The sequence below is a fragment of the Bacillus inaquosorum genome (genome assembly GCF_023238325.1).
Lineage (GTDB): Bacteria > Bacillota > Bacilli > Bacillales > Bacillaceae > Bacillus > Bacillus inaquosorum.
The window spans coordinates 1532845-1559725 of sequence record NZ_CP096592.1; the positions used below are offsets into that span (position 1 = coordinate 1532845).

General features: G+C 42.6%; 31 protein-coding genes and 3 riboswitches. Of the genes, 22 read left to right on the forward strand and 9 right to left on the reverse strand.

What is annotated here, in order from left to right:
• Nucleotides 1-17: 17 nt before the first annotated feature.
• Nucleotides 18-143, forward strand: coding sequence for a hypothetical protein (locus tag M1M80_RS07550; protein ID WP_003218585.1), 126 nt, complete (start codon nt 18-20; stop codon nt 141-143).
• Nucleotides 144-176: 33 nt separating this feature from the next.
• On the opposite strand, the gene mtnA is transcribed toward M1M80_RS07550, so the two are convergent.
• The 3 genes from mtnA to M1M80_RS07565 all read right to left on the reverse strand — a co-directional run bounded on the left by mtnA (nt 177) and on the right by M1M80_RS07565 (nt 3563).
• Nucleotides 177-1238: an S-methyl-5-thioribose-1-phosphate isomerase gene (gene mtnA / locus M1M80_RS07555; protein WP_003238999.1), complete on the reverse strand. Its 1062-nt coding sequence runs from the start codon at nt 1236-1238 to the stop codon at nt 177-179.
• 7 nt (nt 1239-1245) lie between these two features.
• On the reverse strand, nt 1246-2439 hold the full coding sequence (mtnK, locus tag M1M80_RS07560) for an S-methyl-5-thioribose kinase (RefSeq protein ID WP_019258229.1): 1194 nt from the start codon (nt 2437-2439) through the stop codon (nt 1246-1248).
• A gap of 105 nt (nt 2440-2544) precedes the next feature.
• Nucleotides 2545-2700: riboswitch (SAM riboswitch) on the reverse strand.
• 83 nt (nt 2701-2783) lie between these two features.
• On the reverse strand, nt 2784-3563 hold the full coding sequence (locus M1M80_RS07565) for a carbon-nitrogen family hydrolase (RefSeq protein ID WP_060398492.1): 780 nt from the start codon (nt 3561-3563) through the stop codon (nt 2784-2786).
• Between the two features lie 94 nt (nt 3564-3657).
• Between M1M80_RS07565 and mtnE the strand changes: the two genes are divergently transcribed.
• From mtnE to mtnD, 5 genes are all read left to right on the forward strand, one after another.
• Nucleotides 3658-4851: a methionine-glutamine aminotransferase gene (gene mtnE / locus M1M80_RS07570; protein ID WP_060398493.1), complete on the forward strand. Its 1194-nt coding sequence runs from the start codon at nt 3658-3660 to the stop codon at nt 4849-4851.
• A gap of 41 nt (nt 4852-4892) precedes the next feature.
• Nucleotides 4893-4993: riboswitch (SAM riboswitch) on the forward strand.
• A gap of 84 nt (nt 4994-5077) precedes the next feature.
• Entirely contained in the window at nt 5078-6295 is a 1218-nt protein-coding gene (gene mtnW, locus M1M80_RS07575) for a 2,3-diketo-5-methylthiopentyl-1-phosphate enolase (protein ID WP_060400018.1), read from the forward strand.
• Nucleotides 6292-6999: a 2-hydroxy-3-keto-5-methylthiopentenyl-1-phosphate phosphatase gene (mtnX, locus tag M1M80_RS07580; protein WP_060398494.1), complete on the forward strand. Its 708-nt coding sequence runs from the start codon at nt 6292-6294 to the stop codon at nt 6997-6999. The genes mtnW and mtnX overlap by 4 nt, the downstream gene beginning before the upstream one ends.
• The gene (locus tag M1M80_RS07585) at nt 6957-7586 is read left to right on the forward strand and encodes a methylthioribulose 1-phosphate dehydratase (RefSeq protein WP_060398495.1); all 630 of its coding nucleotides are present in this window, start codon (nt 6957-6959) and stop codon (nt 7584-7586) included. The genes mtnX and M1M80_RS07585 overlap by 43 nt, the downstream gene beginning before the upstream one ends.
• 14 nt (nt 7587-7600) lie before the next feature.
• Nucleotides 7601-8137, forward strand: a complete 537-nt coding sequence (mtnD, locus tag M1M80_RS07590) for an acireductone dioxygenase (protein ID WP_060398496.1) — start codon at nt 7601-7603, stop codon at nt 8135-8137.
• Nucleotides 8138-8177: 40 nt separating this feature from the next.
• On the opposite strand, the gene M1M80_RS07595 is transcribed toward mtnD, so the two are convergent.
• Complete coding sequence (locus M1M80_RS07595) at nt 8178-8498, reverse strand: YkvA family protein (protein WP_060398497.1); 321 nt, start codon at nt 8496-8498, stop codon at nt 8178-8180.
• A 202-nt stretch (nt 8499-8700) separates the two neighbouring features.
• Between M1M80_RS07595 and spo0E the strand changes: the two genes are divergently transcribed.
• Nucleotides 8701-8958 carry an aspartyl-phosphate phosphatase Spo0E gene (gene spo0E, locus M1M80_RS07600; RefSeq protein ID WP_003218598.1) on the forward strand — a complete coding sequence of 86 codons (258 nt, stop codon included), beginning with the start codon at nt 8701-8703 and terminating at the stop codon, nt 8956-8958.
• Between the two features lie 85 nt (nt 8959-9043).
• Entirely contained in the window at nt 9044-9475 is a 432-nt protein-coding gene (locus M1M80_RS07605) for a hypothetical protein (protein ID WP_019258237.1), read from the forward strand.
• A 27-nt stretch (nt 9476-9502) separates the two neighbouring features.
• Here the strand turns inward: M1M80_RS07605 and kinD are convergent, their stop codons facing one another.
• The gene (gene kinD / locus M1M80_RS07610; RefSeq protein WP_080010785.1) at nt 9503-11023 is read right to left on the reverse strand and encodes a sporulation kinase KinD; all 1521 of its coding nucleotides are present in this window, start codon (nt 11021-11023) and stop codon (nt 9503-9505) included.
• A gap of 192 nt (nt 11024-11215) precedes the next feature.
• Between kinD and mhqR the strand changes: the two genes are divergently transcribed.
• Complete coding sequence (gene mhqR, locus M1M80_RS07615) at nt 11216-11653, forward strand: MarR family transcriptional regulator MhqR (protein ID WP_003232475.1); 438 nt, start codon at nt 11216-11218, stop codon at nt 11651-11653.
• A 39-nt stretch (nt 11654-11692) separates the two neighbouring features.
• Here the strand turns inward: mhqR and motB are convergent, their stop codons facing one another.
• The 3 genes from motB to clpE form a co-directional block, all read right to left on the reverse strand.
• Nucleotides 11693-12478: a flagellar motor protein MotB gene (gene motB, locus M1M80_RS07620; protein WP_060398498.1), complete on the reverse strand. Its 786-nt coding sequence runs from the start codon at nt 12476-12478 to the stop codon at nt 11693-11695.
• A complete protein-coding gene (motA, locus tag M1M80_RS07625; protein WP_003238984.1) occupies nt 12450-13262 on the reverse strand; it encodes a flagellar motor stator protein MotA in 813 nt (270 codons plus the stop codon). Before motA ends, motB begins: the two co-directional genes overlap by 29 nt.
• A gap of 384 nt (nt 13263-13646) precedes the next feature.
• Nucleotides 13647-15746 carry an ATP-dependent protease ATP-binding subunit ClpE gene (clpE, locus tag M1M80_RS07630; RefSeq protein WP_060398499.1) on the reverse strand — a complete coding sequence of 700 codons (2100 nt, stop codon included), beginning with the start codon at nt 15744-15746 and terminating at the stop codon, nt 13647-13649.
• 366 nt (nt 15747-16112) lie between these two features.
• Here clpE and M1M80_RS07635 point away from each other — a divergent pair, with 366 nt between their 5' ends.
• From M1M80_RS07635 to M1M80_RS07675, 9 genes are all read left to right on the forward strand, one after another.
• Nucleotides 16113-17156 (forward strand): YkvI family membrane protein, encoded by a 1044-nt coding sequence (locus tag M1M80_RS07635; protein ID WP_060398500.1) that lies wholly within the window; start codon nt 16113-16115, stop codon nt 17154-17156.
• Between the two features lie 140 nt (nt 17157-17296).
• Nucleotides 17297-17341: riboswitch (PreQ1 riboswitch) on the forward strand.
• Between the two features lie 130 nt (nt 17342-17471).
• Entirely contained in the window at nt 17472-18131 is a 660-nt protein-coding gene (gene queC / locus M1M80_RS07640; RefSeq protein WP_060398501.1) for a 7-cyano-7-deazaguanine synthase QueC, read from the forward strand.
• Complete coding sequence (queD, locus tag M1M80_RS07645) at nt 18124-18573, forward strand: 6-carboxytetrahydropterin synthase QueD (protein ID WP_080010786.1); 450 nt, start codon at nt 18124-18126, stop codon at nt 18571-18573. Before queC ends, queD begins: the two co-directional genes overlap by 8 nt.
• The gene (gene queE, locus M1M80_RS07650; protein WP_060398502.1) at nt 18566-19297 is read left to right on the forward strand and encodes a 7-carboxy-7-deazaguanine synthase QueE; all 732 of its coding nucleotides are present in this window, start codon (nt 18566-18568) and stop codon (nt 19295-19297) included. The genes queD and queE overlap by 8 nt, the downstream gene beginning before the upstream one ends.
• A gap of 17 nt (nt 19298-19314) precedes the next feature.
• Nucleotides 19315-19812 (forward strand): preQ(1) synthase, encoded by a 498-nt coding sequence (queF, locus tag M1M80_RS07655; RefSeq protein ID WP_003218613.1) that lies wholly within the window; start codon nt 19315-19317, stop codon nt 19810-19812.
• Nucleotides 19813-20128: 316 nt separating this feature from the next.
• Nucleotides 20129-21328 (forward strand): DUF3880 domain-containing protein, encoded by a 1200-nt coding sequence (locus M1M80_RS07660; RefSeq protein ID WP_060398503.1) that lies wholly within the window; start codon nt 20129-20131, stop codon nt 21326-21328.
• A 15-nt stretch (nt 21329-21343) separates the two neighbouring features.
• Entirely contained in the window at nt 21344-21571 is a 228-nt protein-coding gene (locus tag M1M80_RS07665; RefSeq protein ID WP_003238974.1) for a LysM peptidoglycan-binding domain-containing protein, read from the forward strand.
• Between the two features lie 97 nt (nt 21572-21668).
• Entirely contained in the window at nt 21669-22604 is a 936-nt protein-coding gene (locus tag M1M80_RS07670; RefSeq protein WP_060398504.1) for a glycosyl hydrolase family 18 protein, read from the forward strand.
• 284 nt (nt 22605-22888) lie between these two features.
• Nucleotides 22889-23179 (forward strand): DUF3219 family protein, encoded by a 291-nt coding sequence (locus tag M1M80_RS07675; protein WP_019258244.1) that lies wholly within the window; start codon nt 22889-22891, stop codon nt 23177-23179.
• Nucleotides 23180-23302: 123 nt separating this feature from the next.
• Here M1M80_RS07675 and M1M80_RS07680 read toward each other — a convergent pair whose 3' ends face one another.
• Nucleotides 23303-23488 (reverse strand): YkvS family protein, encoded by a 186-nt coding sequence (locus M1M80_RS07680; RefSeq protein WP_003232446.1) that lies wholly within the window; start codon nt 23486-23488, stop codon nt 23303-23305.
• A gap of 164 nt (nt 23489-23652) precedes the next feature.
• On the opposite strand from M1M80_RS07680, the gene M1M80_RS07685 reads away from it, so the two are divergent.
• From M1M80_RS07685 to stoA, 4 genes are all read left to right on the forward strand, one after another.
• Nucleotides 23653-23847 (forward strand): hypothetical protein, encoded by a 195-nt coding sequence (locus M1M80_RS07685; RefSeq protein ID WP_060398505.1) that lies wholly within the window; start codon nt 23653-23655, stop codon nt 23845-23847.
• 298 nt (nt 23848-24145) lie between these two features.
• Nucleotides 24146-24775: a cell wall hydrolase gene (locus tag M1M80_RS07690; RefSeq protein ID WP_019258246.1), complete on the forward strand. Its 630-nt coding sequence runs from the start codon at nt 24146-24148 to the stop codon at nt 24773-24775.
• A 117-nt stretch (nt 24776-24892) separates the two neighbouring features.
• Nucleotides 24893-26230, forward strand: coding sequence for a sporulation protein YkvU (gene ykvU / locus M1M80_RS07695; protein ID WP_003238969.1), 1338 nt, complete (start codon nt 24893-24895; stop codon nt 26228-26230).
• Between the two features lie 50 nt (nt 26231-26280).
• Nucleotides 26281-26778, forward strand: a complete 498-nt coding sequence (gene stoA / locus M1M80_RS07700; RefSeq protein ID WP_019258248.1) for an endospore biogenesis thiol-disulfide oxidoreductase StoA — start codon at nt 26281-26283, stop codon at nt 26776-26778.
• Nucleotides 26779-26881 lie beyond the last annotated feature (103 nt).

A 26881-nucleotide genomic window follows, 5' to 3' on the forward strand; every position in this document is an offset into this window, starting at 1 on the left:
AAAGGAGGACAAAGCAATTGAAGCCGAGCCGCTCTGAGAAAATTGCCGTTTTTGCCAAACTGTTTGTGAAACTGCATATCTTATCAAGCGCTCAAAAAGATGAAATCATCAATATCAATAAAAACAAACAAAAAAACCGCTGACTCGGCCCAAAATGAGCAAAGTGCAGCGGTTTTTTAGTGAACCTTTTCGCCTCTGAACAGCTGTTCAATTTCTTCTTCATACGAACCGGTCATAATCCCTTTTTCTGTGATGATTCCTGAAATGAGATCATGGGGCGTAATGTCAAAAGCGGGATTAAAGACAGGCACGTCGGTTGGTGCAGTCCGGACTCCGGAAATCTGCCTTACTTCCTCGGGATCCCGTTCCTCTATCGGGATATCAGCGCCGCTTTTCACTTTCGTATCAAATGTAGATAATGGTGCGGCGACAAAAAACGGAATATCAAAGGCGTTTGCTAAAATCGCGAGACCGTATGTTCCGATTTTATTTGCCGTATCACCGTTCTTTGCAATTCGATCAGCTCCGACGATGACAGCGGAAATTTGTTTTTCCTTCATCGTATGGGCGGCCATGCTGTCTGTGATTAGAGTGACATCAATGCCTCCCTGCATCAGCTCCCACGCAGTGAGGCGTGAACCTTGAAGGACAGGTCTTGTTTCACAAGCATAAATATGCAATCCCAAATCCTTTTGTTTGGCTAAGTAAAATGGAGCGAGTGCCGTTCCATAACGGCTTGTCGCGATAGAACCGGCATTGCAGATCGTCATAATCCGGTCGCCTTTTTTGAAAAGCTGCAGGGCGTTTTGGCCGATCATTCGGCACGTTTCCTCATCTTCGACCTGAATCTGAATCGCTTCATGGACAAGGTTTGTTTTTGCTTCATTTACGGAAATGGCGTTTTCGATCGAATGACTCAGTCTCTCAAGCGCCCATGATAAATTAATGGCGGTAGGCCGTGAGCTGTTTAAATACTGTTTGATGTCATCCAGTCTGCGGCGGAATTCCGTGACATCATCTGTTTCGATGTCTTTTGCAGCAAGCGCAAGGCCGAAGGCAGCTGTAATGCCGATGGCCGGAGCGCCTCTTACTTTGAGTGTGACAATGGCGTCAAATACATCCTCTTTCGTTGTCAGCTCCAGATATTCCGTCACATCAGGAAGCTTTTGCTGATTTAAAATGGTAATGGCTGTTTCTTTCCATTCAACAGAACGCGGAACAGCAAATGAATGGGTCATGAATGGATCATTCCTTTACAAGTAACTTAAATAATTCAATAACATCCGTTATCGTTTTGAATTCCGAACGTTTTTCGATAAAAGCTGTGCCGGTTTCGAGCGCCAGCCGTTTTCTGCCGATTCGTTTATCAAACGGCACGATCGTATCCAGATCAGCCACATGCGCAAGTCCGATCGCGCGGCGTATCAGCTCGCAGCCCGCAAACCCGATCGCCTCTTCAAAAATATGACTGAGCGTATCAGTAAGGTAACCGTCGATTTTGGCGTAAACATCCAGACTGTCCTTCTCCCAGGCTACACTAAACGTCTCTTTAAACGTTTCCCAGACCTGCTTAACATGTTCATATAACGGCTCTCTGTCAGCCCCGTCACGACCGAGTGCGTTCAAGAATAAGTTGGCAATAAATTGGCCTACATCAAAGCCGATCGGTCCGTAAAAAGCAAATTCAGGATCAATCACCTTTGTTTCATGTTCGCTGGCGAAAATGCTTCCTGTATGCAAATCACCATGAATCAATGTTTCTGCAGATGTTAAAAACGACTTTTTCAGCTTAGCGGCTTCGATTTTGACGTTGTCATTATTCCAAAGCTTCTCGACAAAAGGCCGAAGCTCTTCTTCAAAGTCATTTGTGTCATGGTCAAAGAAAGGATCTGTAAAGACAAGTCTTTCCGTTATGTCGCACAGCTCCGGATTTGTAAATTGTTTAACAAGCTGTTTTTTCACCTTGGGTTCAAGCGCGTAGTCTGATGAGTAGAAAAGTGTTTTTCCTAAAAATTCACCGATGTGCTGTGACAGGTGCGGATAATGTTCCCCCTCAATGAGTCCTTTTCTTGCGATTTTCAGGTGAGAAAGATCCTCCATGACGGTAACCGCCATTTCTGTATCAGAATAAAACACTCTTGGAACCAGATGGGGGACATGCTCGCCCTGGCGTATGAGAGCACTGCTTTCAATTCTTGCGCGATCGATTGTCAGCGGCCAGCTTTCTCCGACCACTTTTGCATAAGGAACTGCCTGTTTAATGATCAATGCTCTGTCATGTTCTTGATCATAAATATGAAAAACGTAATTTAAATTGCCGTCGCCGATCTCCTGGCATGTCAGCGTGCTTTTGCTTGGAAATAAGCCAAGCTTCACCGCAAGTGCCACAGCGGAGCTTTCATTTAACGTTTCGTATAAAGGTGTTTTTGTGACTGCCATTGTCATAACCTCCAATTATGTAATCTCTTTGATATGTTTGCAGCTGAATGGCCGTAAAAAAGCCTCCTTCTCAGAGAGAAGGAGGCTTAACATCTATGTCCGCCTCTCTTATCTCTCAGATCAGATCTGAAGGAATTAGCACCGTGCCTTAAGAGACGAGCGTCTCGGCGCGAAAAAGATGCGCCCCATTTCACAATGGAATTACGGTCGGTTGCTGTTGGGGTCAAAAGGCCAAATCCCTCGCCCAACTCTCGATAAGAGAATATATTCACTTGTTAAACAATTCTAATTTATCAGTTGATGAACATAGTAACAGGTGTTTTGTTAAGTTGTCAATATATTTTTTAATATAAATCTTTTCTGATATCATCGAAAACAGGAATGCTCTCCCGCACTTCAACGCTTTCCTGAAGGTCGATTTCCGCTCGTACTATGCCTTCTTCCAGGCCGCCTTCAGCAAGTATACGCCCCCATGGATCAATAATCAGGCTATGCCCGGCAAATTCATTATCTGGATTTGAACCGGTACAATTGCAGGCAGCGACAAAGCATTGATTCTCAATGGCCCGCGCAATAAGCAGGCTTTTCCAATGATCAAGGCGGGGAAGGGGCCATTCCGCAGAAATAAACAGCACGTTGGCTCCTTTCGTCGTATGTTTTCTGATCCACTCCGGAAAACGGATATCGTAACAGATCAGTCCTGAGCTTTTGACGCCATCTAGCTCAAAGTAGCCGTCTTCGGAACCGGCTGATAAATACACATGCTCATCCATCAGCTGAAAAAGATGGACTTTTCTGTACTCTTTAATGATTTGTCCTTCCTTATCCGCGATGTACATTGTATTATAAACATCAGAATCCTTTCTGACAGCGACCGATCCGGCGACAATATGAACGCCATGTTTCTTTGCCGTTTTCTTCAGCCAGTTCTGAGCAGAACGCCCGTCTTCATCAGCGAGCTCATCAAGGTTGGACAGGTCATATCCGGTCGTCCATAATTCAGGAAGAACAAGAACATCAGCATGTTTACTTTCTTTTTCGATTAAAAATTCAGCCTTTTTTATATTTTCCGAAGGTTTACCGTATGAAATATCAAATTGAAGACAAGATATCGTCCATTTCATCTTTTTAACACCCCAAATTTTTCTTTACTTTTTTCATTTAACCATATATGATGATGGACTATTATTTCAAGAATTTTTTAGAAGGTGAGAATAGATGAAATTTGAACAGTCTCATGTATTGAAGGAATTGCCTAAACAATTCTTCGCTTCTCTGGTGCAGAAAGTGAACCGAAAGCTCGCAGAAGGACACGACGTCATTAACCTCGGACAGGGAAATCCGGATCAGCCGACTCCGGAACATATCGTTGAGGAAATGAAACGAGCCGTTACTGATCCGGAAAATCATAAATATTCGTCTTTTCGCGGCTCATACAGTCTGAAGTCGGCAGCGGCAGCATTTTATAAAAGAGAATACGGCATTGATCTTGATCCTGAAACTGAAGTCGCTGTATTATTCGGCGGGAAAGCCGGTCTGGTCGAGCTCCCGCAATGCTTGCTGAATCCTGGTGATACGATTTTAGTTCCGGACCCGGGCTATCCTGATTATTGGTCAGGTGTCACACTCGCGAAAGCGAAGATGGAAATGATGCCGCTCGTAAAGGACAGGGCGTTTCTTCCTGATTACAGCAGCATCGCCGCTGAAGTGAGGGATCAGGCGAAATTGATGTATTTAAATTATCCGAATAATCCGACCGGAGCTGTTGCTACCTCTGAATTTTTTGAAGAAACCGTGAGTTTTGCGAAAGAAAACGGGATCTGTGTTGTTCACGATTTTGCTTACGGCGCTGTAGGGTTTGACGGCTGCAAGCCTTTAAGCTTTTTGCAGACTGAGGGTGCGAAGGATATCGGGATTGAAATTTACACGCTGTCAAAAACGTATAATATGGCAGGGTGGCGGGTCGGCTTTGCCGTCGGTAACGCTTCGGTCATTGAAGCGATTAATCTTTATCAAGACCATATGTTTGTCAGTCTTTTCAGAGCGACTCAGGAAGCTGCAGCGGCGGCACTGTTAGCTGATCAGGCATGTGTGGCGGAGCAAAATGCCCGATATGAAAGCAGGCGAAACGCTTGGATCACGGCATGCCGGGAAATCGGCTGGGATGTGACAGCTCCGGCAGGTTCATTTTTTGCATGGCTGCCTGTGCCTGAAGGGTATACTTCCGAGCAGTTCTCAGACCTTTTGCTGGAAAAAGCGAATGTGGCGGTTGCAGCTGGAAACGGCTTTGGTGCATATGGTGAGGGTTACGTCAGAGTCGGACTGCTGACAAGTGAAGAAAGACTCAAGGAAGCCGCTTATCGAATTGGGAAACTGAACCTGTTTACCCAAAAAAGCATTGACAAGATCTGATAACGATGGGATAATTCAAAATAATTTATAAAATCTATATTTTCTTATCAAGAGCAGGCAGAGGGACGAGCCCGATGAAGCCCGGCAACCGACTTGTAAAGCACGGTGCTAATTCTTGCAGCTGGCGGCTGAGAGATAAGATTCGGACGAGAAACGAAACCTCTTTAGACGCGATTGCTGTTTGAAGAGGTTTTTTTATATGGATGAAAATGAAAGGAGCTCTGGCATGAGTGAGTTATTAGCAACATATCTCCTGACAGAACCGGGAGCCGATGCAGAGAAAAAAGCAGAACAAATCGCAACAGGATTGACAGTAGGCTCCTGGACTGATCTGCCCCTGGTAAAACAGGAGCAAATGCAAAAGCACAAGGGACGGGTGATAAAGGTCGAGGAGAGAGAGGGGACTCTTGCATCAGGAAAACAAGCGGTGATCACAATTGCCTATCCTGAAATGAATTTCTCTCAGGATATTCCGGCTTTGCTGACAACAGTGTTTGGCAAGCTGTCGCTGGACGGGAAAATCAAATTAATCGATCTTCACTTCTCTGAAGCATTTAAGCGCACACTGCCGGGACCGAAGTTTGGCGTATATGGTATTCGGAAGCTGTTGGGAGAGTTTGAGAGACCGCTGTTAATGAGCATATTTAAAGGGGTTATCGGAAGGGACCTGAGTGATATTAAAGAACAGCTCAGACAGCAGGCGCTTGGCGGAGTTGACTTGATTAAGGACGATGAAATTTTCTTTGAGACAGGTCTGGCGCCTTTTGAAACAAGAATTACAGAAGGAAAGCAAATATTGAAAGAAACGTATGAGCAAACCGGGCATAAAACGCTGTATGCTGTCAATTTGACTGGACGTACGGCTGATCTGAAAGACAGAGCGAGACGCGCTGCCGAATTAGGAGCGGATGCGCTTTTGTTTAATGTCTTCGCTTACGGTTTGGACGTCATGCAAAGCCTAGCGGAAGATCCCGAAATCGCAATCCCGATTATGGCACATCCAGCGGTCAGCGGGGCGTTTACGTCTTCACCGTTCTACGGCTTTTCTCACGCTCTTTTGCTCGGAAAATTAAACCGGTATTGCGGTGCTGACTTCAGTCTCTTCCCATCTCCATACGGTTCGGTTGCGCTTCCAAAAGAAGATGCGCTGGCGATTCACGAAGAATGTGTGAGAGAGGATGCCTTTCATCAAACATTTGCCGTTCCGTCAGCAGGCATTCATCCCGGTATGGTTCCGCTTTTAATGCGGGATTTCGGTATAGATCATATTATTAACGCCGGGGGAGGCGTACACGGACATCCGAACGGCGCCCAAGGCGGGGGTAAAGCATTCAGAGCCATTATTGATGCGGTCTTAGAAGCTCAGCCGATTGATGAAAAAGCCGAACAATGTAAGGATCTGAAGCTTGCGCTTGATAAATGGGGAAAGGTTGAAGCCGTATGACGACTCGAAAGCCTTTAATTATTTGTGATTTTGACGGAACCATCACGATGAACGACAACATTATAAGTATCATGAAAACTTTCGCTCCGCCGGAGTGGACGGCATTAAAAGACGGCGTACTTTCCAAAACGCTTTCGATCAAGGAAGGTGTCGGGCGGATGTTCGGCCTTCTGCCAAGCAGTTTAAAAGAAGAGATTACAAGATTTGTATTGGAAGATGCAAAAATCAGGGAAGGCTTTCGGGAGTTTGTAGCGTTTGTCAAGGAGCATGAGCTTCCGTTTTATGTCGTAAGCGGAGGAATGGACTTTTTTGTGTATCCATTGCTTGAAGGCATTGTGGAGAAAGATCGTATTTATTGCAACCATGCGTCATTTGACAGTGACTATATTCATATTGACTGGCCTCATTCTTGCAAGGGAACATGCAGCAACCAATGCGGCTGCTGCAAGCCGTCGGTGATACATGAACTTTCTGAGCCAAACCAATATATCATCATGATCGGTGATTCGGTTACAGATGTGGAGGCGGCAAAGCTGTCTGACCTTTGCTTTGCAAGGGATTACTTATTAAACGAATGCCGAGAGCGGAACCTGAATCATCTTCCGTATCAAGATTTTAATGAGATAAGAAAAGATATTGAGAATGTAACGGAGGTACAGGAATGGCTGCAAAACAAAAACGCTGGCGAGAGCTCGCTGAAGTAAAACGGGAATTGGCCGAACGAGATTGGTTTCCGGCGACTAGCGGCAATTTGTCTATTAAGGTTACTGATGAGCCTTTAACATTTCTCGTAACCGCAAGCGGTAAAGATAAACGAAAAGAAACGGACGAAGATTTTCTGTTAGTGGATCAAAACGGAGAGCCTGCCGAGAGCGGACATTCTTTGAAACCGTCAGCAGAAACGCTCTTGCATACACATTTGTACAATAAAACAAATGCCGGATGCTGCCTGCACGTCCATACGGTAAACAATAATGTGATTTCAGAGCTATACGGGGACCAAAAGAAAATCACATTCAGAGGCCAGGAAATTATAAAAGCGCTCGGCCTGTGGGAAGAGAATGCAGAAGTGACCGTTCCGATCATTGAAAATCCGGCTCATATTCCGACACTCGCGGCACTGTTTGCCGAAGAGGTTTCAGAAGATTCAGGAGCTGTTCTGATCCGAAACCACGGTATTACCGCTTGGGGCAGAACGGCATTTGAAGCAAAAAGAGTGCTTGAAGCATATGAATTTTTGTTCAGCTACCATTTGAAATTGAAAACACTCCAGCATCAGCTGGTTAAATAAAAGGAGGAACTGAAATGGCAACAATTCGAATTCATGATGAGGCGAATACAACGATTGAAAATCAAGAGGAAGTTGCAAGCTTTCTGGACCGTCAAGAGGTTATTTATGAGCAATGGGATATTACAAATCTTCCGGAACAGCTTTCAGAGAAATATGATCTGACAGAAGAAGAAAAACAGCAAATCCTCGATACCTTTGAAACTGAAATTAAAGATATCTCAGCCCGCCGCGGCTATAAAGCACAGGATGTTATCTCCTTGTCAGACAGCAATCCGAAACTTGATGAACTGCTTCAGAACTTTAAAAGAGAGCATCACCATACAGACGATGAGGTCCGTTTTATCGTAAGCGGACACGGCATTTTTGTTATTCAAGGCAAAGACGGAACGTTTTTTGATGTCCGTTTAAACCCTGGAGATTTAATCTCAGTGCCTGAGAATATCCGCCATTACTTCACGCTTCAGGAGGACCGCAAAGTTGTTGCTGTGAGAATCTTTGTCACAACTGAAGGCTGGGTTCCGATTTATGAAAAAGACAGCGTGAATCAATAAGCAGGAAAAGCCCCGTTCAATCGAACGGGGCTTTTTATATTTATTGCAAACGCCACTTTTCATATTGTGACATTTCTTTTTTAATCAGTGTCCAAATCAAACCTAGAACAGCTGCATCGTCAATGATCCCAAGACCAAGGATAACGTCTGGAATGATATCGAGCGGCATGGCGATATACAAGATGGCAGCACTTAGAAGCAAAAGTGTTTTAACCTGTGAACGGGGGTAGTCACCGTTTCTCCAATCGCGAAGCATTTGAAAAAAAATAGTGATGTGCTGGATACATTTTTTTCGGTTTTTCCTTTTTAAAACCGCTTTTCCGCCTGCCGCTCCGAGCATGATTGCTTTCTTTTTCTTCATCGGGCATACCTCCTGACTGGCGGTGTGTTTAAGATATTCTTCACCTGGGTATTGTTCTTCTAATCCTATCAATATATCTATTATACCTGAAAAATTAACTTATTTAATGAAAATATGTTTACAAATAAAGTATAATCTGTAATAATGCACAATAACCCAATCAAACTTGTTTCCTATTTCTTAGCGGCGAGGGGTGAAGTGAATGGGCGGTTCTTCTGAACAAGAAAGATTGTTGGTGTCTATTGATGAAAAAAGAAAGTTAATGATAGATGCCGCTAGAAAGCAGGGATTTACAGGGCATGACACGATCAGACACAGTCAGGAGCTGGATTGTTTAATAAATGAATATCACCAGCTCATGCAAGAAAACGAACATTCCCAAGGGATTCAAGGCCTTGTAAAGAAATTAGGCTTGTGGCCCCGCAGAGATGTTATGCCTGCATATGATGCAAATAAATAGCGGCGCTATCAGATGCATATATAAAGAGAGAGCTTTTCAGAAGCGCTCTTTTTTTCTGGAAAAATTCATATGAAAGAGGGAACTGATGAAAGAACTGGCGATTATCATTACTGAAATGGTCAATCAATTTCATGATGCTTTTATTTCATTATGCGGAATGTTTGGCATTCATTTAACCGACAAAGAGATGCATTTTTGGGTGATCGGCATTTTTGGCATTTTCTTTTTCGGCGTCACTCACGCTGTGTTTACATGGCTATCTAAGTGGAGCATGACAGCCTTGTCCTTTATCTATACCGTTACAGTCATCATTGTCATCGTATTTGCTATTGAAATTCAGCAAAAAGTAACGGGGAGAGGGAATATGGAGTTTTTAGATGCCACTGAGGGTTTAAAGGGTTTTTTGGTATTCTTTATGTTTTTTTTGGTTCTGAAACTGCTGTTGCGTTTCATCAAAATACTCTTTTCTGGCAGAACAGCAAGCAAGTCGAATGGCAATTCACGTTCACGAAGATAAAAACCCCTCCTGACACGGTCAGGGGGGTTATGAAGCGGATACGGGGAGGGTGATCGTTACCTCCGTGCCCCTTCGCACTTCACTTTCGATATGAATAGAGCCTCCGTACATCAACACGATCCGTTTACAAACAACAAGGCCGAGACCGGTTCCTTTTTCTTTAGAAGTGACAAAGGGGAGGAAGATATGATCGAGCATTTCCTGAGAAATCCCTTCACCGTTATCCACGACTTTGATAATGGCCTTTTTATCCAAAGCTCCCAAGGAGATCGTCAGTTTGCCTCCTTCAGGCATTGACTCGAGGCCATTTTTTGCTACATTTAAAATCACTTGTTTAATATGATCTTTTGTACATTTTACGAGTAAGGGCTGCTCGGTTAAATACTGTAATTCAACTTCAACATTGTATAGGTTGCCCTCAGAATAGATGATCGGCATAATTTCACCGATAATATCCTGAAGCGAGTTCAGCTCCCATTTTTCAGCTGTCGGCTTGCCAAGAACGAGGAACTCACTCACAATTTGATTAATGCGCTTTATCTCCTGTTCAATAATGGAGAAGTAAAGCTGATCTTCTTCACCTTTATATTTCTTTTGCAACAGCTGAATAAAGCCGCTTATGCCGGTGAGCGGGTTACGGATTTCATGAGCCGTGCTGGCAGCAAGCGTCCCGATCAGCTCTAATTTTTGCGCCTCATTTTCTGACCGCTCCAGCTGGGTCTGCCGCTTCAGCAAATAATACAGCACGAGAATAAAAAGGATATTCAGCAGAACAATAATACATGAAAGTGGAAGCACAAGGCTTTTCGTCAGTTCTTCTATTGTGACGGGGTTCGGATATACTTTCATATTCCAGCTGATATCATCCAGATATCCGCTGACTGGTTTCTGATCTTTTGCATGAGAGGCCTGTCCGCTTGTAAAAATCATTTTCCCGCCTTGGTTTATCACTTCAATATAAACATCAGGGCTCAGCAAGTTAATGAGGTTTTTCAAATAATCAATTTGAATAGCTGCGACAAGATAATCTGTCACATTTTCCTTTGAGTCCAAAACAGGAACACAAATGGTAAAAATCGGCTGGCCTGTAATTCTGCTCGAATAACTATCTGAAATGACTGTCTTTTTTGTTTCCTTCGCTTTTGTAAAAAAAGATCTGTCGGCCAGGTTTACTTTCGTTTTTAATTCCGTTGTGCTTACGGTAACGTCTCCTTTGGCGTTCAGAAAATAGAGACCGGAAAATCTCGGCTCTGAATCAAAGGTTTTTTCCAAAATCGACTGCATTTTCTTTATATCAACCGGTCTGTCAATGGCGATGGACAAGGAGGTCATTCTCGCCTTTGTTTCTCCGATTAAATAATTGATTTTGTTGCGGTGAAGGTTCAGCAGGACACTAGCTTCTTGCTTATGTTCTGCAGCTATTGTATCTTTTTCTTTTTCATATACGAAAAAGCTGATGACGATTGCCGGAATCACGACCAGTATAATATAAAGTTTGACTCTCCCGCAGGCGCCTTTTAGTATTTTCAATTTGCATCGCTCCAACATACACCTGATTAGAGGTATTATATCATTGTTTCTTCTTCTTTAATAAGAAAAAATAACCAAAAAAATTAGAAAAAGATGTTGAGCAGCTTACATGATAAAAAAGAAGAGAAATATTGGAAAGATTTTTATTGACATTTTGGTCTTTGTTTATTAATGTTTCTCTGTAACGGTTTCTAAAAGGATGATTGAGACATGACAGAAAAATCACTGAAGTTATTTATCGTGCTGTCGCGCGCGTATCGGTCTATTAACGATCATATGAATAAACATATTCATAAGCATGGACTGAATCCGACTGAATTTGCTGTGCTTGAGCTGTTGTACCATAAAGGCGATCAGCCGCTGCAGCAGATAGGGGATAAAATTCTCTTGGCTAGCGGGAGCATCACATATGTTGTAGATAAGCTGGAGCAAAAAGAACTCCTCATTCGGAAAGCGTCTCCTACAGACAGACGAGTGACATTTGCACAAATCACTGAAAAAGGCATCGGTCTTTTGAACGATATTTTCCCTGATCACGCTGCTGAAATTGATGAAATGATCAGCGTATTAAGCGAAGAAGAGGTAGAGATGTGCACAGAAATGTTAAAAAGAGTAGGATTAAACGCAAAACAATTTCATAATAAGTAAAAAAAGGAAGCCTGATATGTCACAAGGCTTCCTTTTTTACTATTTTTCATTTGTTTCCGCTGCGCCTCTCGGCAAGATGAGAACTTCAACGCGCCGGTTTTTGCTGCGGCCTTCCGCTGTTTTGTTGGAAGCCACCGGTTTATATTCACCGTAGCCCTTGGCACTGAACACTTTTGCGTCTAGCTTAGGGTTTTCAATCAGAAGCCCCATAAAGTTTACCGCTCTCATGACACTTAAATGCCAGTTTGATTGGAATTCAGAATTTTTAATTGGCATATTATCAGTATGTCCGCTGATAATGATATTTCTCGGCGGATTAATCACAAGAAGATTAGAAATCTCTTTTGCAAGCGGTACATCTACTTTACGTATGGTCGCTTTTCCAGAATCAAAGAAAATGCTGTCTTTAATCGTAATCAGCAGGCCTTCACTAGTCATCTTTGTTTCCAGCTGATGTTCCAGCTTTTTATCTTTGATGAACTTTTCCACCTGGCTTTTTACATTTTCAAGCTCTTCTTGATCAGCTGCTTTTTCTCTTTCTTTCTTGTTTTTCTCTTTCTCTTCTTTTTCCTTTTTCACTTCATCGATTCCGTCTGACTCGTTTTCAGGAGGGGTGACACTGGAGTAGTCCAGTACGCCGGTGCCGCCTGTAAAGACTTCATTAAATGATTTTGAAAGCATTTGAAACTTAGCTGCGTCAATTGAGCTGCTTGCGTACAGCACAATAAATAATGCCAGGAGAAGAGTAAGGATATCGGCGTAAGGAACCAGCCATGATTCATCAACGTGCTCGTCCTCATGCTTCTTCTTCTTTTTTCTCGCCATTTTGCGCCTCTCCTTGTTCTGCAAATTTCAAGCGGTCCTTCGCAGGAAGGTACATTAAAAGCTTTTGTTCGATGACTTTCGGTGCTTGTCCTTCTAATACGGACAGGACGCCTTCAATCATAACCTCACGCAGTTTTACTTCTTGTTTTGATTTTCGCTTTAATTTATTTGCGAAAGGATGCCATAACACATATCCCGTAAAGATACCGAGAAGGGTGGCGACAAAGGCTGCACTGATGGCGTGTCCAAGCTCATCTGTATTGTCCATATGAGAGAGGGCGGCAATCAGTCCGATAACAGCGCCGAGTACTCCAAGGGTCGGCGCGTAAGTTCCCGCCTGTGTAAAAATAGCGGCTCCGGCTTGGTGCCTGTCCTCCATCGCTTCAACTTCCTCTGTCATGATATCTCTGATAAATTCCGCGCTTTGCCCGTCAACAGCCATGCTGAGCCCGTTTTTCAAGAAAGCGTCATCTACATCTTCAATACTTGCTTCTAAAGCAAGCAGGCCTTCGCGGCGCGCAAGCTGGGCCCATTCAGAGAACATAGGAATGAGCTCCTCTATTGTCAGCTGTTTGTTTTCCTTAAATAACACCCGGAACAGCGCAGGCACTTTTTTAATTTCTTTAGTTGGGAACGCAATAACGACTGCTGAGATTGTCCCGGCGATAATAATTAAGATGGCAGCAGGGTTTGCAAGCGCGCTGAAACTGACGCCTTTCAGAACCATCCCGACGCTCAATGCCACAAAAGCAAGAATAATACCGATTAACGAAGTTTTATCCATAGTTTTCACCAAATCCTTTTTTACTAGCTTGTCTATGGTTAATATCGGTTTCGGTGCCCGGAACTTTAGGGACATTGTGAATTTGTTCATGAAATATTCAAGGAAGAGGCATAGAAGGGAGAAATAAACAAAACCGGGCCTTTCAAAATTGAAAAGCCCTCTTAACGGTATTGAAATTGACAGCTTGATTGCAAGCTGTTCCTCAGGCGGTCTTCATATAATAATAGAAACAAATATTCACTGTATATAAACAAGCTCCATCCCTCCTTAAGAAAAGGGTAAAGGATGAAGGGGAGTAGCGCTTCAGGGGAAGGGACGGTATTTTCTCAGCCAAGAGTATGAATGCATAAAAAAACGGCTTCCTAAATAGGAAACCGCTGATCGTTATTTCGCTTGTACTTTGATTTTATTATCCTCTGCAGTGACGTGAAAACTTGTGATCTCGCTATTGTCAAGCAGCAGATCGGTCATTTCATCCTCCACCCATTCTTGGATGGTTCTTCTGAGCGGACGTGCACCGAATGAAGGGTGGTAGCCCAGCTCAGCGATTTTTTCTTTCGCTTCGTCTGTCACACTCAAGCTGATGCCGCGTTCTGCCAATGTTTCTTCAAGTTCTCCAAGCAGCAGGGTGACGATTTTGACCAGATGTTCTTTTTCCAGTGAGCGAAATTCAATAATGCCGTCAAAACGGTTGAGGAACTCAGGTTTAAAGAACTTGCTCAGTGAATCAATCAATGTTTGTTCTTCGATTACACTGTCATCTGATTGGAAACCGACTTTCGTTTGTTTTTCGCCGGTACCCGCGTTGCTTGTCATGATAATCACAGTGTCTTTAAAGCTTACGGTTCTGCCTTGGCTGTCTGTCAGACGGCCGTCCTCCATGATTTGCAGGAACATATGCTGAACGTCAGGGTGTGCTTTTTCAATCTCATCCAGCAACACGATGCTGTAAGGATTGCGGCGCACTTTTTCTGTTAATTGTCCAGCTTCCTCATGGCCGACATACCCAGGCGGTGAACCGATGATTTTAGATACGGCGTGTTTCTCCATGTATTCGCTCATATCGAGGCGGATAATAGAGTCTTTTGTGCCGAATAATTCATCTGCCAGCGTTTTAGAAAGCTCTGTTTTCCCTACGCCGGTAGGACCGACAAAGAGGAAGGAGCCGACTGGTCTGTTTTTGGATTTTAATCCGGCGCGGCTTCGTCTTACCGCTTTTGCCACTTTTTGAACAGCGGCTTCTTGTCCGATCACACGTTCATGAAGTTTTGCTTCAAGCTCTTTCATTTTTGTTTGTTCGTCTGCCTGCAGTTTGCCTACAGGGATGCCTGTTTTTTGTTCAACGATATCCTGAATGTGCTCAGCTTCCACAGTGACAGCGGAATGAGCGGAAGAGCTGTTCAGTTTTTTCTCCAATGCGATTTCTTCATCACGGAGTTTTGCCGCCAGTTCGTAATTTTCTTCTTCCAGGGCTTTTGTTTTTTCAGCTTCAATCGCAGTTAATCGTTCAGCCGCATCCTCATCATTCAGCTCATCAATTAACAGGTTGGCTTTTGAACCAGCTTCATCCAATAAGTCAATCGCTTTATCCGGCAGGTGTCTGTCCTGAATGTAGCGGGATGATAAAGTCACACATGCTTTGATTGCTTCATCGCTGAATGCCACGCCATGGTAGGCTTCATATTTGTCTTTAATCCCTTGCAGAATGAGGATGGCCTGTTCAATAGAAGGCTCCTGCACCATGACAGGCTGAAAACGTCTTTCCAGCGCGGCATCTTTTTCGATTTGACGGTACTCTTTCAGTGTTGTCGCACCGATGACTTGCAGTTCGCCTCTGGCAAGGGCAGGCTTGAGAATATTGCCTGCGTCCATTGAACCTTCTGCAGAGCCTGCGCCAACGAGAAGATGAATTTCATCAATGAACAGAATGACATTTTTTCGTTCTTTCAGCTCAGTGATCAGCTGTTTCATTCTCTCTTCAAATTGGCCTCTGATCCCTGTGTTTGCAACCAGGGATGCAACATCAAGCAAGTAAAGCTCTTTGTTTTTCAGTTTGTTTGGAACATCACCTTCAGCGATTTTTAAAGCGAGTCCTTCGGCGATTGCTGTTTTCCCTACGCCCGGCTCACCAATGAGAACCGGATTGTTTTTGTTGCGGCGGTTCAGAATTTCGATCACGCGCGCTACTTCTTCATCACGGCCGATGACGGGATCAATGAGACCGGCTTTTGCACCGTTTGTAATATTTTGAGCCAGCTCATCAAGCAATCCTTTTTTCTCGCTTTGTTTTGCTGCGTTTTGTTCTTTTGGCTGGAATGCTTGTTCAAACGGAAAACCGAAAGATTGAGGACCCATGCTCATTGAAGGTTTGCGGGTCAGCTCGTTATAGCAAGTTTCACATAGAACCATATGTTTATGAACAGAATTTATTTGCATGTTAAGGCGAATCGTCGCCTCGTTTTTATGACAATGTTGACAACGCATTTGCCAAAACCTCCTTAAAAGTTTGATCTTCTTTGACCAATGGATGTGAATAAAAAGGCCGCTTGAATTTGACCTTCTTTGACTATTAGTATACGGCAAACTTATCGGCTTTCAAAACAATGTGCTCAGAGCAGTCTGACCATTTGACTAACTTTGACCAATTGATTTTTAAAAAAGGCCGGTTCGTTTGACCAACTTTGACTAATAGTATACTCTGACTATCTTTGACTTTCAAGTCATTTGCGTAAAAAATTTTTGATTTGTTTACACAGTAAAACATGTTTTCTTCGTCTTTTCAAGGAACTTGTCTCATAGGTTATAAAAAGGCATATATGGACAAAACTGCGGTTCGTTCGGAGGGGAGAAATGGAACAATCAAAAGGATCAGCAAGTCAGCTTGCTTTCGTGTATATCGGCACAGTAGTTGGAGCTGGATTTGCGACTGGCAGGGAAATTGTTGAGTTTTTTCTGAAGTTCGGCTGGTTCGGTTTATTCGGCATTATCGTCAGCGGCGGGATGTTTACGTTACTGGGAGCCAAGCTGATGATCATTTCAAAGCGAATCAATGCCAAGTCATATCAAGAAATGAACATATTCTTGTTTGGGGCGACGGCTGGCCGGATTATCAATGTGTTTATGCTGTTTGTTCTCCTCGGCGTCACATCTGTTATGCTCTCTGGGGCAGGAGCGCTTTTTGAGGAGCAGCTGGGGATGTCCGCTCAGATTGGGATGCTGATTACTATCGGGTTAAGCTTAATTGTGATGACTAGAGGAGTAAAAGGCATTTTCGGTGTCAACGTGTTTGTTGTTCCTCTTTTGATCATCTTTTCTATGGTTGTGGTGGCCGACTCTTTTATTTTCAGCGAGTCGCGGAACACAGCTCAGTGGGTCTGGCCGCATCGCTGGGACTGGCTCTTATCAGCGTTCTCTTACGGCGCTTTGAATTTATCGCTTGCCCAAGCGGTTTTGGTTCCGCTTGCGAATGAAATGTCATCGGAAAAAGTGATAAAAAAAGGCGCTTTAATCGGAGGCACGATACTGACACTTGTGCTGTCCGCGAGTTTTCTGTCTTTGTCGATGCTCCCGGATGTATTTTTGTATGATATACCGATGGCCCAAGTGGTTTATCTCTTTGCACGATCTGTCCATTTGATTTATTTGCTCATTATTTTCGGCGAAGTGTTCACATCGGTTATCGGCAATCTATATGGATTGGAAAAACAAGTGCAGAGCTTTCTTCCAATCAAAAGCAAATATATCTTTGCAGCCATTATGACCACGGCTTATATCACGAGCCAAATCGGGTACGGCAAGCTCATTTCAACGATTTATCCATTGTTTGGCTATGTGAGTCTGGCCTTCATAGGCGCCCTGATTTGCAAAAAGGCTCCCCGGCGGCGCAGTTTATAATTACATATATAAATAAAGCGAGCCGTCATTGCAGAACGGCGTTTGGTCGGGAAGCTAGGGGCTGACTTTTTTATTGTCAAGAAAAACAACATTATGGTAAGATAGCAGAAGTGAAAAATTGAAGAAAATCCGTGCGATATGCGGGAGAGGTTCTAGCTACACCCTCTATAAAAAACTAAGGACGAGCTGTATCCTTGGATACGGCCTTTTTTATGTTTTTCTAGAGCACCTTCCGAAAAAAAGGTGTTTTTTTGTGTGAATCAGCTGTAGCGATGTCTCTCGCCGACGTTTTTATTGCGGAGAAGGAGAGGAATCATGAAAAAAGAAAAAGCAATTGTCGTATTCAGCGGCGGTCAAGACAGCACCACATGCTTACTGTGGGCTCTAAAGGAATTCGAAGAAGTCGAAACGGTGACTTTTCATTATAATCAGCGTCATTCGCAGGAAATTGAAGTGGCAAAATCTATTGCAGAAAAGCTTGGTGTGAAAAACCATTTGCTTGATATGTCACTTTTAAATCAGCTTGCACCGAATGCCCTGACAAGAAATGATATTGAAATAGAAGCAAAAGATGGTGAACTGCCATCCACATTCGTTCCGGGCCGCAATTTGGTATTCTTATCTTTTGCGTCTATCCTGGCATACCAAATTGGCGCACGCCACATTATTACAGGAGTTTGCGAGACAGACTTCAGCGGTTATCCTGACTGCCGTGATGAATTCGTGAAATCTTGCAATGTAACGGTAAATTTGGCGATGGAGAAACCGTTTGTGATTCATACGCCTCTCATGTGGCTTAATAAGGCGGAAACATGGAAGCTTGCAGATGAGCTTGGCGCGCTTGATTTTGTAAAAAACAACACGCTGACCTGCTATAACGGCATCATCGCGGAAGGCTGCGGCGAATGTCCGGCATGCCACCTTCGTTCAAAAGGTTATGAAGAATATATGGCGATGAAAGGAGAGCGTGCATAAATTGTTATCTCAAATTTATCCGCAGGCCCAGCATCCTTACTCATTTGAACTGAATAAGGACATGCACATCTCAGCTGCTCATTTTATCCCTCGGGAAAGTGCGGGAGCGTGCAGCAGGGTTCACGGGCATACGTATACCGTAAATATAACCGTTGCCGGCGACGAACTTGACGATTCCGGTTTCCTTGTCAATTTCAGCGTGCTCAAAAAACTGGTGCACGGAAACTATGATCATACGCTTTTAAATGATCATGAAGAATTTTCTCAGGACGACCGGTATTCGCTGCCGACAACTGAAGTCGTGGCGAAAACGATTTATGACAAGGTGCAGGCTTACTTAGACACATTGGAGAATAAGCCAAGCTGTGTACAGGTGTTTGTCCGTGAAACACCGACAAGTTATTGTGTCTACCGTCCGAAAAAGGGTGGTTTGAATGGCTAAAGGAATTCCTGTATTAGAAATTTTCGGCCCGACGATTCAAGGGGAGGGCATGGTGATCGGACAGAAAACGATGTTCGTCCGGACAGCCGGCTGTGATTATTCCTGCAGCTGGTGTGACTCCGCCTTCACTTGGGACGGGTCTGCTAAAAAAGATATTCGCTGGATGACGGCTGAGGAGATTTTTGCAGAGCTTAAGGAAATTGGGGGAGACGCGTTTTCCCACGTGACGATCTCAGGCGGCAACCCGGCCCTGTTAAAGCAGCTGGATGCTTTTATTGAACTGCTAAAGGAAAATGACATCCGTGCAGCGCTTGAAACCCAGGGGACCGTTTATCAAGACTGGTTTACACTGATCGATGATCTGACGATTTCTCCAAAACCGCCAAGCTCAAAAATGGTGACGAACTTCCAAAAGCTTGATCACATTTTGACTTCACTTAAAGAGAATAATAGACAGCATGCTGTCAGCTTGAAGGTAGTCATTTTTAATGATGAGGATTTGGAGTTTGCCAAAACGGTGCACAAGCGTTACCCGGGAATCCCGTTTTATTTACAAGTCGGTAATGATGACGTGCATACGACAGATGATCAGACATTGATTGCACATTTGCTTGGAAAATATGAATCCCTTGTTGATAAGGTAGCTGTCGATGCGGAGCTGAATCTGGTCAGAGTGCTTCCGCAGCTGCACACCCTGTTATGGGGCAACAAACGCGGAGTATAATAGAAAGGAAGATAAATATGACGACAAGAAAAGAATCAGAATTAGAAGGTGTCACACTGCTTGGCAACCAAGGAACAAATTATTTGTTCGAATATGCGCCGGACGTGCTTGAATCCTTCCCGAACAAACATGTAAACCGTGATTACTTTGTAAAATTCAACTGTCCTGAATTCACATCTTTATGCCCGAAAACAGGACAGCCTGACTTTGCGACAATCTACATCAGCTACATTCCTGATGAAAAAATGGTTGAAAGCAAATCATTAAAGCTGTACCTGTTCAGCTTCAGAAACCATGGAGACTTCCACGAAGACTGCATGAACATCATCATGAACGACTTGATCGAATTAATGGACCCGCGCTACATTGAAGTATGGGGCAAATTCACGCCAAGAGGCGGAATTTCCATTGATCCGTACACAAACTACGGAAAGCCGGGCACGAAGTACGAGAAGATGGCCGAATACCGTATGATGAATCATGACTTGTATCCGGAGACGATTGATAATCGTTAATCACAATGAAAGCGTGCCTAGTGTGACTTTTATGCATTAAAAAATTGATATTGCAGAGGTAATGTAAGACGTACAAATGTGTACGTCTTTTTCTTTTATGCACAAAAACAATTTATTAACGTAAATATTTTGACAGAAAGGCTAGCAAAATCAAATGCAAATATGTTGCAGATCGCTTTTTTTGTGGGGCATCTGCACAAGCTATCATGTCATCTCGCACCTAAACGTTTTTTATAGACTAGTACCGCGACAAGTTATATTACAAATACATACCAATAAAGTAGACATTAAATAGTGAAAGAGAGGACGAAAATGTGTGAAAATTCTTTTTCTTGAGAGTCATCCCATGTGGCTCTATGGTTTACCGAATGGGTTTAGGGAAGCAGGCCATACCGTAATGATTTCGGGTCCTGTGAGCCGGGAAAATATTACTGAAATGATAGACGAATTTAAACCGGATCTAATAGTATCTATGGGATGGACACCAGAGCATTCAAGAGAAAAGCAAGCCTGGATTCGCAACGCAACTAAAAAGGTAAATATCCCTCTCGTTTATTGGGCAACTGAAGACCCACTGCACACTCAAAACTTTACCATCCCGTTAATTAAAAAGATGAAACCGGATTTTGTTTTCACCGTTACACCTTCTCTGTGTAAAATTTATGAAAGCATGGGGATTAAAGCAGCTCACTTAGACTTTGCATATCACGAAAGTATACATCATCAGATTAAACCATTGGAGAAATACAGTTGTGATATAGCAGTGGTGGCTAATGCTTACCCTAATTATCTTGAAGAACATCCGGAAGTGTTTCGTTCGTCCTCTTTAAAAACGCTTATTCGCCCTCTTATACGAAAAGGGATTCGCATAGATTTTTGGGGAAAAAATTGGGAAAAAATGAGTAAACATATAGGAAAAGAAATTCCCCGCAATTGGATTCATGGATACCTCGATTATACTGAAGCATATAAAGTTTACAGTTCAGCAAAAATCATTATCGGTTTGCAAAACTGTGAAAGCCAACTTACGCAGCGCACCTATGAAATTCTTGGTTCCGGCGGGGTTTTATTGACATCGGATACACCGGCAGTTCGAGGTAAATTCAAACCTGGCCGCGATCTCATCGTCTCTTCCTCCCCAAAAGAAACATTTGAAAAGGTGAAATACTATTTGAATCATGATAGCGAGAGAAAAAAGATTCAGATAAACGGTAAAAAGGCAGTGAAGAATGACTCCTATCGGCATAGAGCTGAGAGAATGATTGAGGTGCTAAAAAGAAGAGGAATCATAAGGAACGTAGGGGAAACCATACATTACGTAGATGTTCTCAAAGAAAAATACGAGATTCATCATGTTACTCCCGGTGAAACATTATTGAAAATTGCCATGAAGTATAAAGTTTCTCTGCAGCAAATCATGGAGCTTAATCATTTCAAATCAGATCAAATATATGCTGGACAAATTATTAAAATAAGACAGAAACGGTCTAGAGATGTGAAAAATAAATTTTTCTAAAGGAGAGTAATAAGAATGAAGGGGAAAATACCTAAAACAAGAAACCAAGCGAATAAAGTAAAAAGAACGCCTCGTTATATGGAATTTCCCGTGACATACGAAGTGTATCATGTGGAATCTGGTGATACACTATGGACGATTTCCAAATCCTTTAATATTCCGGTACAACAACTTATGAATCTTAATAAGCTTTCTTCAGATATCATTTATCCTGGACAAATGATAAAGATAAGAGAGAGGTAATCTATGAAGTTTCGGAAACGAAACAAATTGAAATGATCAATCTTCATTTTTTTATTTGTTGGGAACTTGATATTTTTGGGGATGAAGGGGTTATGAGATGTTTCAAATGAGCTATTTCTATTCTGGATTAGGTTGCGATTTTATTCAACACGTTGATCAAACGAACGGAGTATTAAATGTCGTGTCTCCTGACTTTTTCTATATCAGGAAAGATGGATCATTGCTTCTCCGTTCAGCTAATCCCGATGTAATTAAAGCTCTTCATAGAAGAAAATTAAAAGTAGTTCCTTTTCTAAGCAATCATTGGGATCAGGATTTGGGACGATCTGCATTAAAGAACCGAGTGCTTTTGGCTAAACAAATTTCTAATGCAATAGAAGAACTGGATCTAGACGGAGTCAATATCGATATAGAAAACCTTACAGAGATAGATCGGCAGGCATTTACGGAGTTTGTTAGACTGGTGAGAAAAGGTATTCCTAAGCGTAAAGAGGTATCGGTTGCAGTGGCGGCAAATCCTTTTGGCTGGACGAAGGGCTGGCACGGATCATATGATTATGAGAATTTAGCTAAACATGCGGACTATCTAATGGTTATGGCCTATGATGAAAGCCGCCTTGCTGGGCCTACTGCAAGTGTAGGATGGGTGGAAAAGTCCATTCAATATGCTCTAACCCAAAACATCTCTCCCCAAAAACTAGTTTTAGGATTGCCATTCTACGGCCGTTGCTGGATGCAAGGCCAATCAAACTCCCAAGCCATTTCCCTTTATCTTGTTAACTCACTAGTAAAAAGACATAACGGGACAATTATTTTTGACACAAAGAGTCAATCTCCAAAAGCTGTTTTTACGATCAAACACGATAAGAAGGATCCATTACCGCCAGGAGCATATACATTATGGTTTGAAAATGAACAGTCACTCAGAGCAAAAATAAAACTCGTTCAAAAATATAATCTGAAAGGTCTTGGCAGCTGGAGTCTTGGACAAGAGGATTCGTCATTCTGGAATAAAGTGTTTAAAAATATATAGGCAGAGACGATTGATAATCGTTAATATAGTTTCTCCTGCGAAAATGCAGGGGATTATATACATAAAAAAGACGAGTGAATCCGGGGGGAATGCCACTCGCCACCTTCTAATGAAAAGACGGGATGCTGGATGGCAGCTCGTCTGTTTCATTATAAAACATCGAACGTATGTTTGTAAAGGCGTCTTTTTTAAAGAAATGGTTAAAATAACTGCTCCGAACAGATTCATTGTAAACGTTAGCTAAGTTATGTTAAGATGCATGAACTGATAAGGAGTGGTACAGAGTGAAAACATTGCGTTTAAACGATGTAACGTTAGAAATGGCTGCATATCAAGAAGAGAGTGAGCCGAAGAGGAAAATTGCCTTCACCTTACACGTCACAAGTGAGACTTATCATGATATCGCTGTCCTGTTATATGAAAAAACGTTTAAAGTCGAGGTTCCTGACGAGAATCTTGCCTTCCGCGGGGAAATCACAAATTATTCAACGTCATTGACCAACCTGTACGAAGCGGGAGCCGTCAGTGAGTTCCATATCGAAATAACGGAAACAGACGGGAGCGCCGATTCATAATCGGTGTTTTTTTATGTGAAAAAGCTGCCGGGCGGCAGCTTTTGAGAAAGCTAAATTTGATATGTAAGGTGTTTAATTTCTCGTCTTGCAGTTTTTGCGAAAGTGTGTGGATGAAAGGAGGTTTTAATAGGAGTCTCTGATGATCTTGTAATTTTTATGATTGACAACCGTCAGTGAATCTAGCTCAAGATCCCGATAGTTATCCATAATGGTAACATCTACGATAACAGAATTCTCATTTACTTTTTCTACAACACCGGTTAACCCGTTTTTAAATTCAATTACGTTTCCGACCTTAGCGATTTTCACAAGCTTCCTCTCCTTTAAACATAATTATTCCTTTTGAAAGTATTTTGCAGTATTTTCATTGAGAAGTAAAGCGATAAGGAGTTTTATCTCCCTAAGGATTTGTCCTGGCGCTATAAAGATGATATATTGTTTTTCGTCCAAAGAATAAAAAGGGGGAGTTTTGATTGCGTCCCGAAGAAATAACAGAACAGATTGAGCAACTGCGCATTGGCGAAATAAAGGAACTGAGAGTCCAAAAAGAAGACTTTCTTGATTTCAGGGCCGTTTTATCTAAACAAGACGATTTTAAGTATTTCCGCGGCATAGCCCAGCAAGGCGGGGATGTGGTGTTTCAATATTTAGAACAGCCAAGAAGTTAACAAGGTTTCTCATGAGTGAGAAGCCTTGTTATCATATATGACAGAAAAACAGCCTTTTATTACATTGGCTGTAACATTCGTAAATGAAATGTAAATCGGAAAAAATGGATAAATATGCTTTTTGTTGACAAGATTTATAGAAAAACAGCCTGTTTTTTTGCCAGTAACCAGCGCATCACCCGGTATATTCCATCCTGGTACCTGTTTGGGAGAGTTGGAAAATCTTTTTCCGTGAAAATGATTTGTTCTCTTGTTAAGGTTATGAAGTGTTTTTTGAGCACTTTAAGGAGGAAACTGTATGACGACAAAATTTACTGCTCTGGCTGTTTTTCTTCTTTGTTTCATGCCTGCTTCGAAAATTGAACATACACAAGCTTCACTACTGAGCACAAAGAAGACTAAACATGAAGAAGCTAAGCTGCTTACACATATAAATCAAGATACAGACACATCTTTCTCTTCACTGTCTGCTGATAAGGACAAGAAAAAAATAAAACCGATCAAGCTATCAGCGAACACTGAAAAGAAAGAAGAAGAAAAACCAAAGAAAACGAATGATAAGGAAGAAACATATTCACAGTCTGAAAAAGAATTGCTTTCCCGTCTTGTTCACGCAGAGGCTAAGGGAGAATCCTATGAAGGAAAGGTCGCTGTTGCAAGCGTTGTGCTGAACAGGACGGAGAAAAAAGGTTTTCCTGATACAATAAGAGGGGTTATTTATCAGAAAAACGCTTTTGAACCGGTCGCGAACGGAAGCATTAATCAAAAGCCTGATAAAGAATCAATTGCTGCTGCCGAAGAAGCGCTGTCTTCAAAAAATAGAGAAACAGATGCTATATTCTTTTATAATCCGAAAACAGCGTCGGATGATTGGATTCGCTCAAGAAAAATCGTAGAAAGAATCGGCGGGCACGTTTTTGCCATCTAAGCATAGAAGAGACAATTTGTCTCAGCTGTGCTTTTTTTCATATAAAGAGTAAAAATAAAATAATTTTTGAACTTGTCTCATATGATGTTGGTAGTACAAGAGACAAGGGGAGACATCATGAATCGATTTGTGAAAGGGATCATTCTTTTATCCATTGCCGCCTTTTTCGCTGAATGCCTTGAATTTGTGGTGAATATGATTTTGGCACGGGAACTTGGCGAGCATGGGATGGGGCTTTACATGAGTATTTTGCCCACGATTTTTTTAATTATTGTCATCGCAAGCCTGGAACTGCCGATCTCGATTTCTAAATTCATTGCTGAATCAAATCCTAAGCTTCATGAAAGCATGCTGAGGCACGCTTTCAGAATGACAGCCATATTTACAGCGTTTTCTACTGCCGCCGCCAGCATCGCGCTTCCGTTTATTCCGGTATTTGATACATACCACCCGTTTATTAAAGGGATTGTCATCGGCTTAATTCCTGTTGTGGCCTTTACTTCAATCGCCAGGGGTTACTTTATGGGTGTGCAAAAAATGGGGAAGATCGCAATCGCCAATGTGCTGAAAAAAATCATCCAGCTCTTGTGCTTATTCCTCTTTTTTCAATGGTACTCATTTGAATTGGACATGGCTGTGCTGATTTCCTTGTTTGTCCTAGTCGTGAGTGATGTGGTCGTGCTTGTTTATTTATATTCACAATTTATCATGGCGAGGCGGGCTATGTCCGGCCAACAGCACATTCATTTGCGCGGAAAGGATGTAAGAAAAAGACTGCTTGCCGTTTCAATTCCTACAACAGGACTGCGCATTTTTCATGCCGTTGTCAACGCTATAGAACCCTTTTTAGTAAAAGGAGCGCTTTTGGCAGCGGGCGTTGCCGGAACAGCAGCGATCGATCAATACGGAATGCTGGCCGGAGTGGCTGTGACGATAGGATCGTTTCCTGCTTTCATTGCCCACTCGCTAATGGTTGTCATGATTCCGAGTATTTCTGAAGCCTATGCGCTCTCACAATATGACATCGTATTAAAAAGGCTGAAGCAGTCGATTTTCATTACATTTGGTTACGGTATACCGGCTGTTTGGATCATGTTCCAGTTTGCGGAGCCTCTGACCCACCTGTTTTTTCACTCTCCTGAAGCGCAGTATTACTTGCAGCTGTTATGGCCTTACTTTCTCTTTCATCTGTTTGTCATGCCGCTGCAGGCGTGTTTAATCGGGATGGGGTTTGTGAAAGAAGCGTTTTATCACAACGTGTGGAGCCATATCGTTGCCCTAAGTATGATGTATGTGCTGGGATCAATGGAGAATCTGCAAATGCTCGGGATCATCCTGGGGATGAACACCGGCATGATTTTGCTGACGAGCCTTCACTATACACAGATTTGCAAAGCGCTGGGGGTATCAGTTTTCCTTACGGGAGGAAACAGAACGCCGCGAATTGAAGGATGATAAAGAAAAAGCAGGGGCAAGCTAATTGAAAAGCATGAAAGGAAGATTCCATGTTGACGAAGCGCTTGCTTGCTGTATGCCTTATGTTATTGGGGATGATTGCATGGTCTCCTGATGTGGCAGCTGCTGACGATAAACAGCCTGCCGTTCCCGCTGTTTTTCTTATGAAAACGATAGAAGGGGAGGATATCTCGATCCCGAATAAAGGGCAAAAAACCATCCTGCATTTTTGGACATCATGGTGTCCGCCCTGCAAAAAAGAGCTTCCGCAATTTCAATCATTTTATGATGCCCATCAATCTGAGAACGTAAAGCTGGTAACGGTGAATTTAGTGAACTCGGAACAAAATCAGCAAGCCGTTGAAGACTTTATTAAAGCAAACAAGCTGACGTTTCCGATTGTTCTTGACTCAAAAGGGGAATTAATGAAGGAGTATCGCATCATCACGATCCCAACCTCGTTTTTATTGAATGAAAAGGGAGAAATTGAAAAAACAAAAATAGGTCCGATGACGGCGGAACAACTGAAAGAATGGACGGAAGAATAAGCTGAGAGCGTAGCCTTTCAGCTTTTTTGTCATACAATGAAAGGTGAATAGAGATGTTAATGATAATTATTATCAAAAAGAAATTAAAATAATTATAATTGAA

Bases quoted from the DNA above. Each gene is read 5' to 3' on its own strand.
- mtnA (WP_003238999.1), bottom strand. From the start codon at position 1,238: ATGACCCATTCATTTGCTGTTCCGCGTTCTGTTGAATGGAAAGAAACA.
- mtnK (WP_019258229.1), bottom strand. From the start codon at position 2,439: ATGGCAGTCACAAAAACACCTTTATACGAAACGTTAAATGAAAGCTCC.
- M1M80_RS07565 (WP_060398492.1), bottom strand. From the start codon at position 3,563: ATGAAATGGACGATATCTTGTCTTCAATTTGATATTTCATACGGTAAA.
- mtnE (WP_060398493.1), top strand. From the start codon at position 3,658: ATGAAATTTGAACAGTCTCATGTATTGAAGGAATTGCCTAAACAATTC.
- mtnW (WP_060400018.1), top strand. From the start codon at position 5,078: ATGAGTGAGTTATTAGCAACATATCTCCTGACAGAACCGGGAGCCGAT.
- mtnX (WP_060398494.1), top strand. From the start codon at position 6,292: ATGACGACTCGAAAGCCTTTAATTATTTGTGATTTTGACGGAACCATC.
- M1M80_RS07585 (WP_060398495.1), top strand. From the start codon at position 6,957: ATGGCTGCAAAACAAAAACGCTGGCGAGAGCTCGCTGAAGTAAAACGG.
- mtnD (WP_060398496.1), top strand. From the start codon at position 7,601: ATGGCAACAATTCGAATTCATGATGAGGCGAATACAACGATTGAAAAT.
- M1M80_RS07595 (WP_060398497.1), bottom strand. From the start codon at position 8,498: ATGAAGAAAAAGAAAGCAATCATGCTCGGAGCGGCAGGCGGAAAAGCG.
- spo0E (WP_003218598.1), top strand. From the start codon at position 8,701: ATGGGCGGTTCTTCTGAACAAGAAAGATTGTTGGTGTCTATTGATGAA.
- M1M80_RS07605 (WP_019258237.1), top strand. From the start codon at position 9,044: ATGAAAGAACTGGCGATTATCATTACTGAAATGGTCAATCAATTTCAT.
- kinD (WP_080010785.1), bottom strand. From the start codon at position 11,023: ATGTTGGAGCGATGCAAATTGAAAATACTAAAAGGCGCCTGCGGGAGA.
- mhqR (WP_003232475.1), top strand. From the start codon at position 11,216: ATGACAGAAAAATCACTGAAGTTATTTATCGTGCTGTCGCGCGCGTAT.
- motB (WP_060398498.1), bottom strand. From the start codon at position 12,478: ATGGCGAGAAAAAAGAAGAAGAAGCATGAGGACGAGCACGTTGATGAA.
- motA (WP_003238984.1), bottom strand. From the start codon at position 13,262: ATGGATAAAACTTCGTTAATCGGTATTATTCTTGCTTTTGTGGCATTG.
- clpE (WP_060398499.1), bottom strand. From the start codon at position 15,746: ATGCGTTGTCAACATTGTCATAAAAACGAGGCGACGATTCGCCTTAAC.
- M1M80_RS07635 (WP_060398500.1), top strand. From the start codon at position 16,113: ATGGAACAATCAAAAGGATCAGCAAGTCAGCTTGCTTTCGTGTATATC.
- queC (WP_060398501.1), top strand. From the start codon at position 17,472: ATGAAAAAAGAAAAAGCAATTGTCGTATTCAGCGGCGGTCAAGACAGC.
- queE (WP_060398502.1), top strand. From the start codon at position 18,566: ATGGCTAAAGGAATTCCTGTATTAGAAATTTTCGGCCCGACGATTCAA.
- queF (WP_003218613.1), top strand. From the start codon at position 19,315: ATGACGACAAGAAAAGAATCAGAATTAGAAGGTGTCACACTGCTTGGC.
- M1M80_RS07665 (WP_003238974.1), top strand. From the start codon at position 21,344: ATGAAGGGGAAAATACCTAAAACAAGAAACCAAGCGAATAAAGTAAAA.
- M1M80_RS07670 (WP_060398504.1), top strand. From the start codon at position 21,669: ATGTTTCAAATGAGCTATTTCTATTCTGGATTAGGTTGCGATTTTATT.
- M1M80_RS07690 (WP_019258246.1), top strand. From the start codon at position 24,146: ATGACGACAAAATTTACTGCTCTGGCTGTTTTTCTTCTTTGTTTCATG.
- ykvU (WP_003238969.1), top strand. From the start codon at position 24,893: ATGAATCGATTTGTGAAAGGGATCATTCTTTTATCCATTGCCGCCTTT.
- stoA (WP_019258248.1), top strand. From the start codon at position 26,281: ATGTTGACGAAGCGCTTGCTTGCTGTATGCCTTATGTTATTGGGGATG.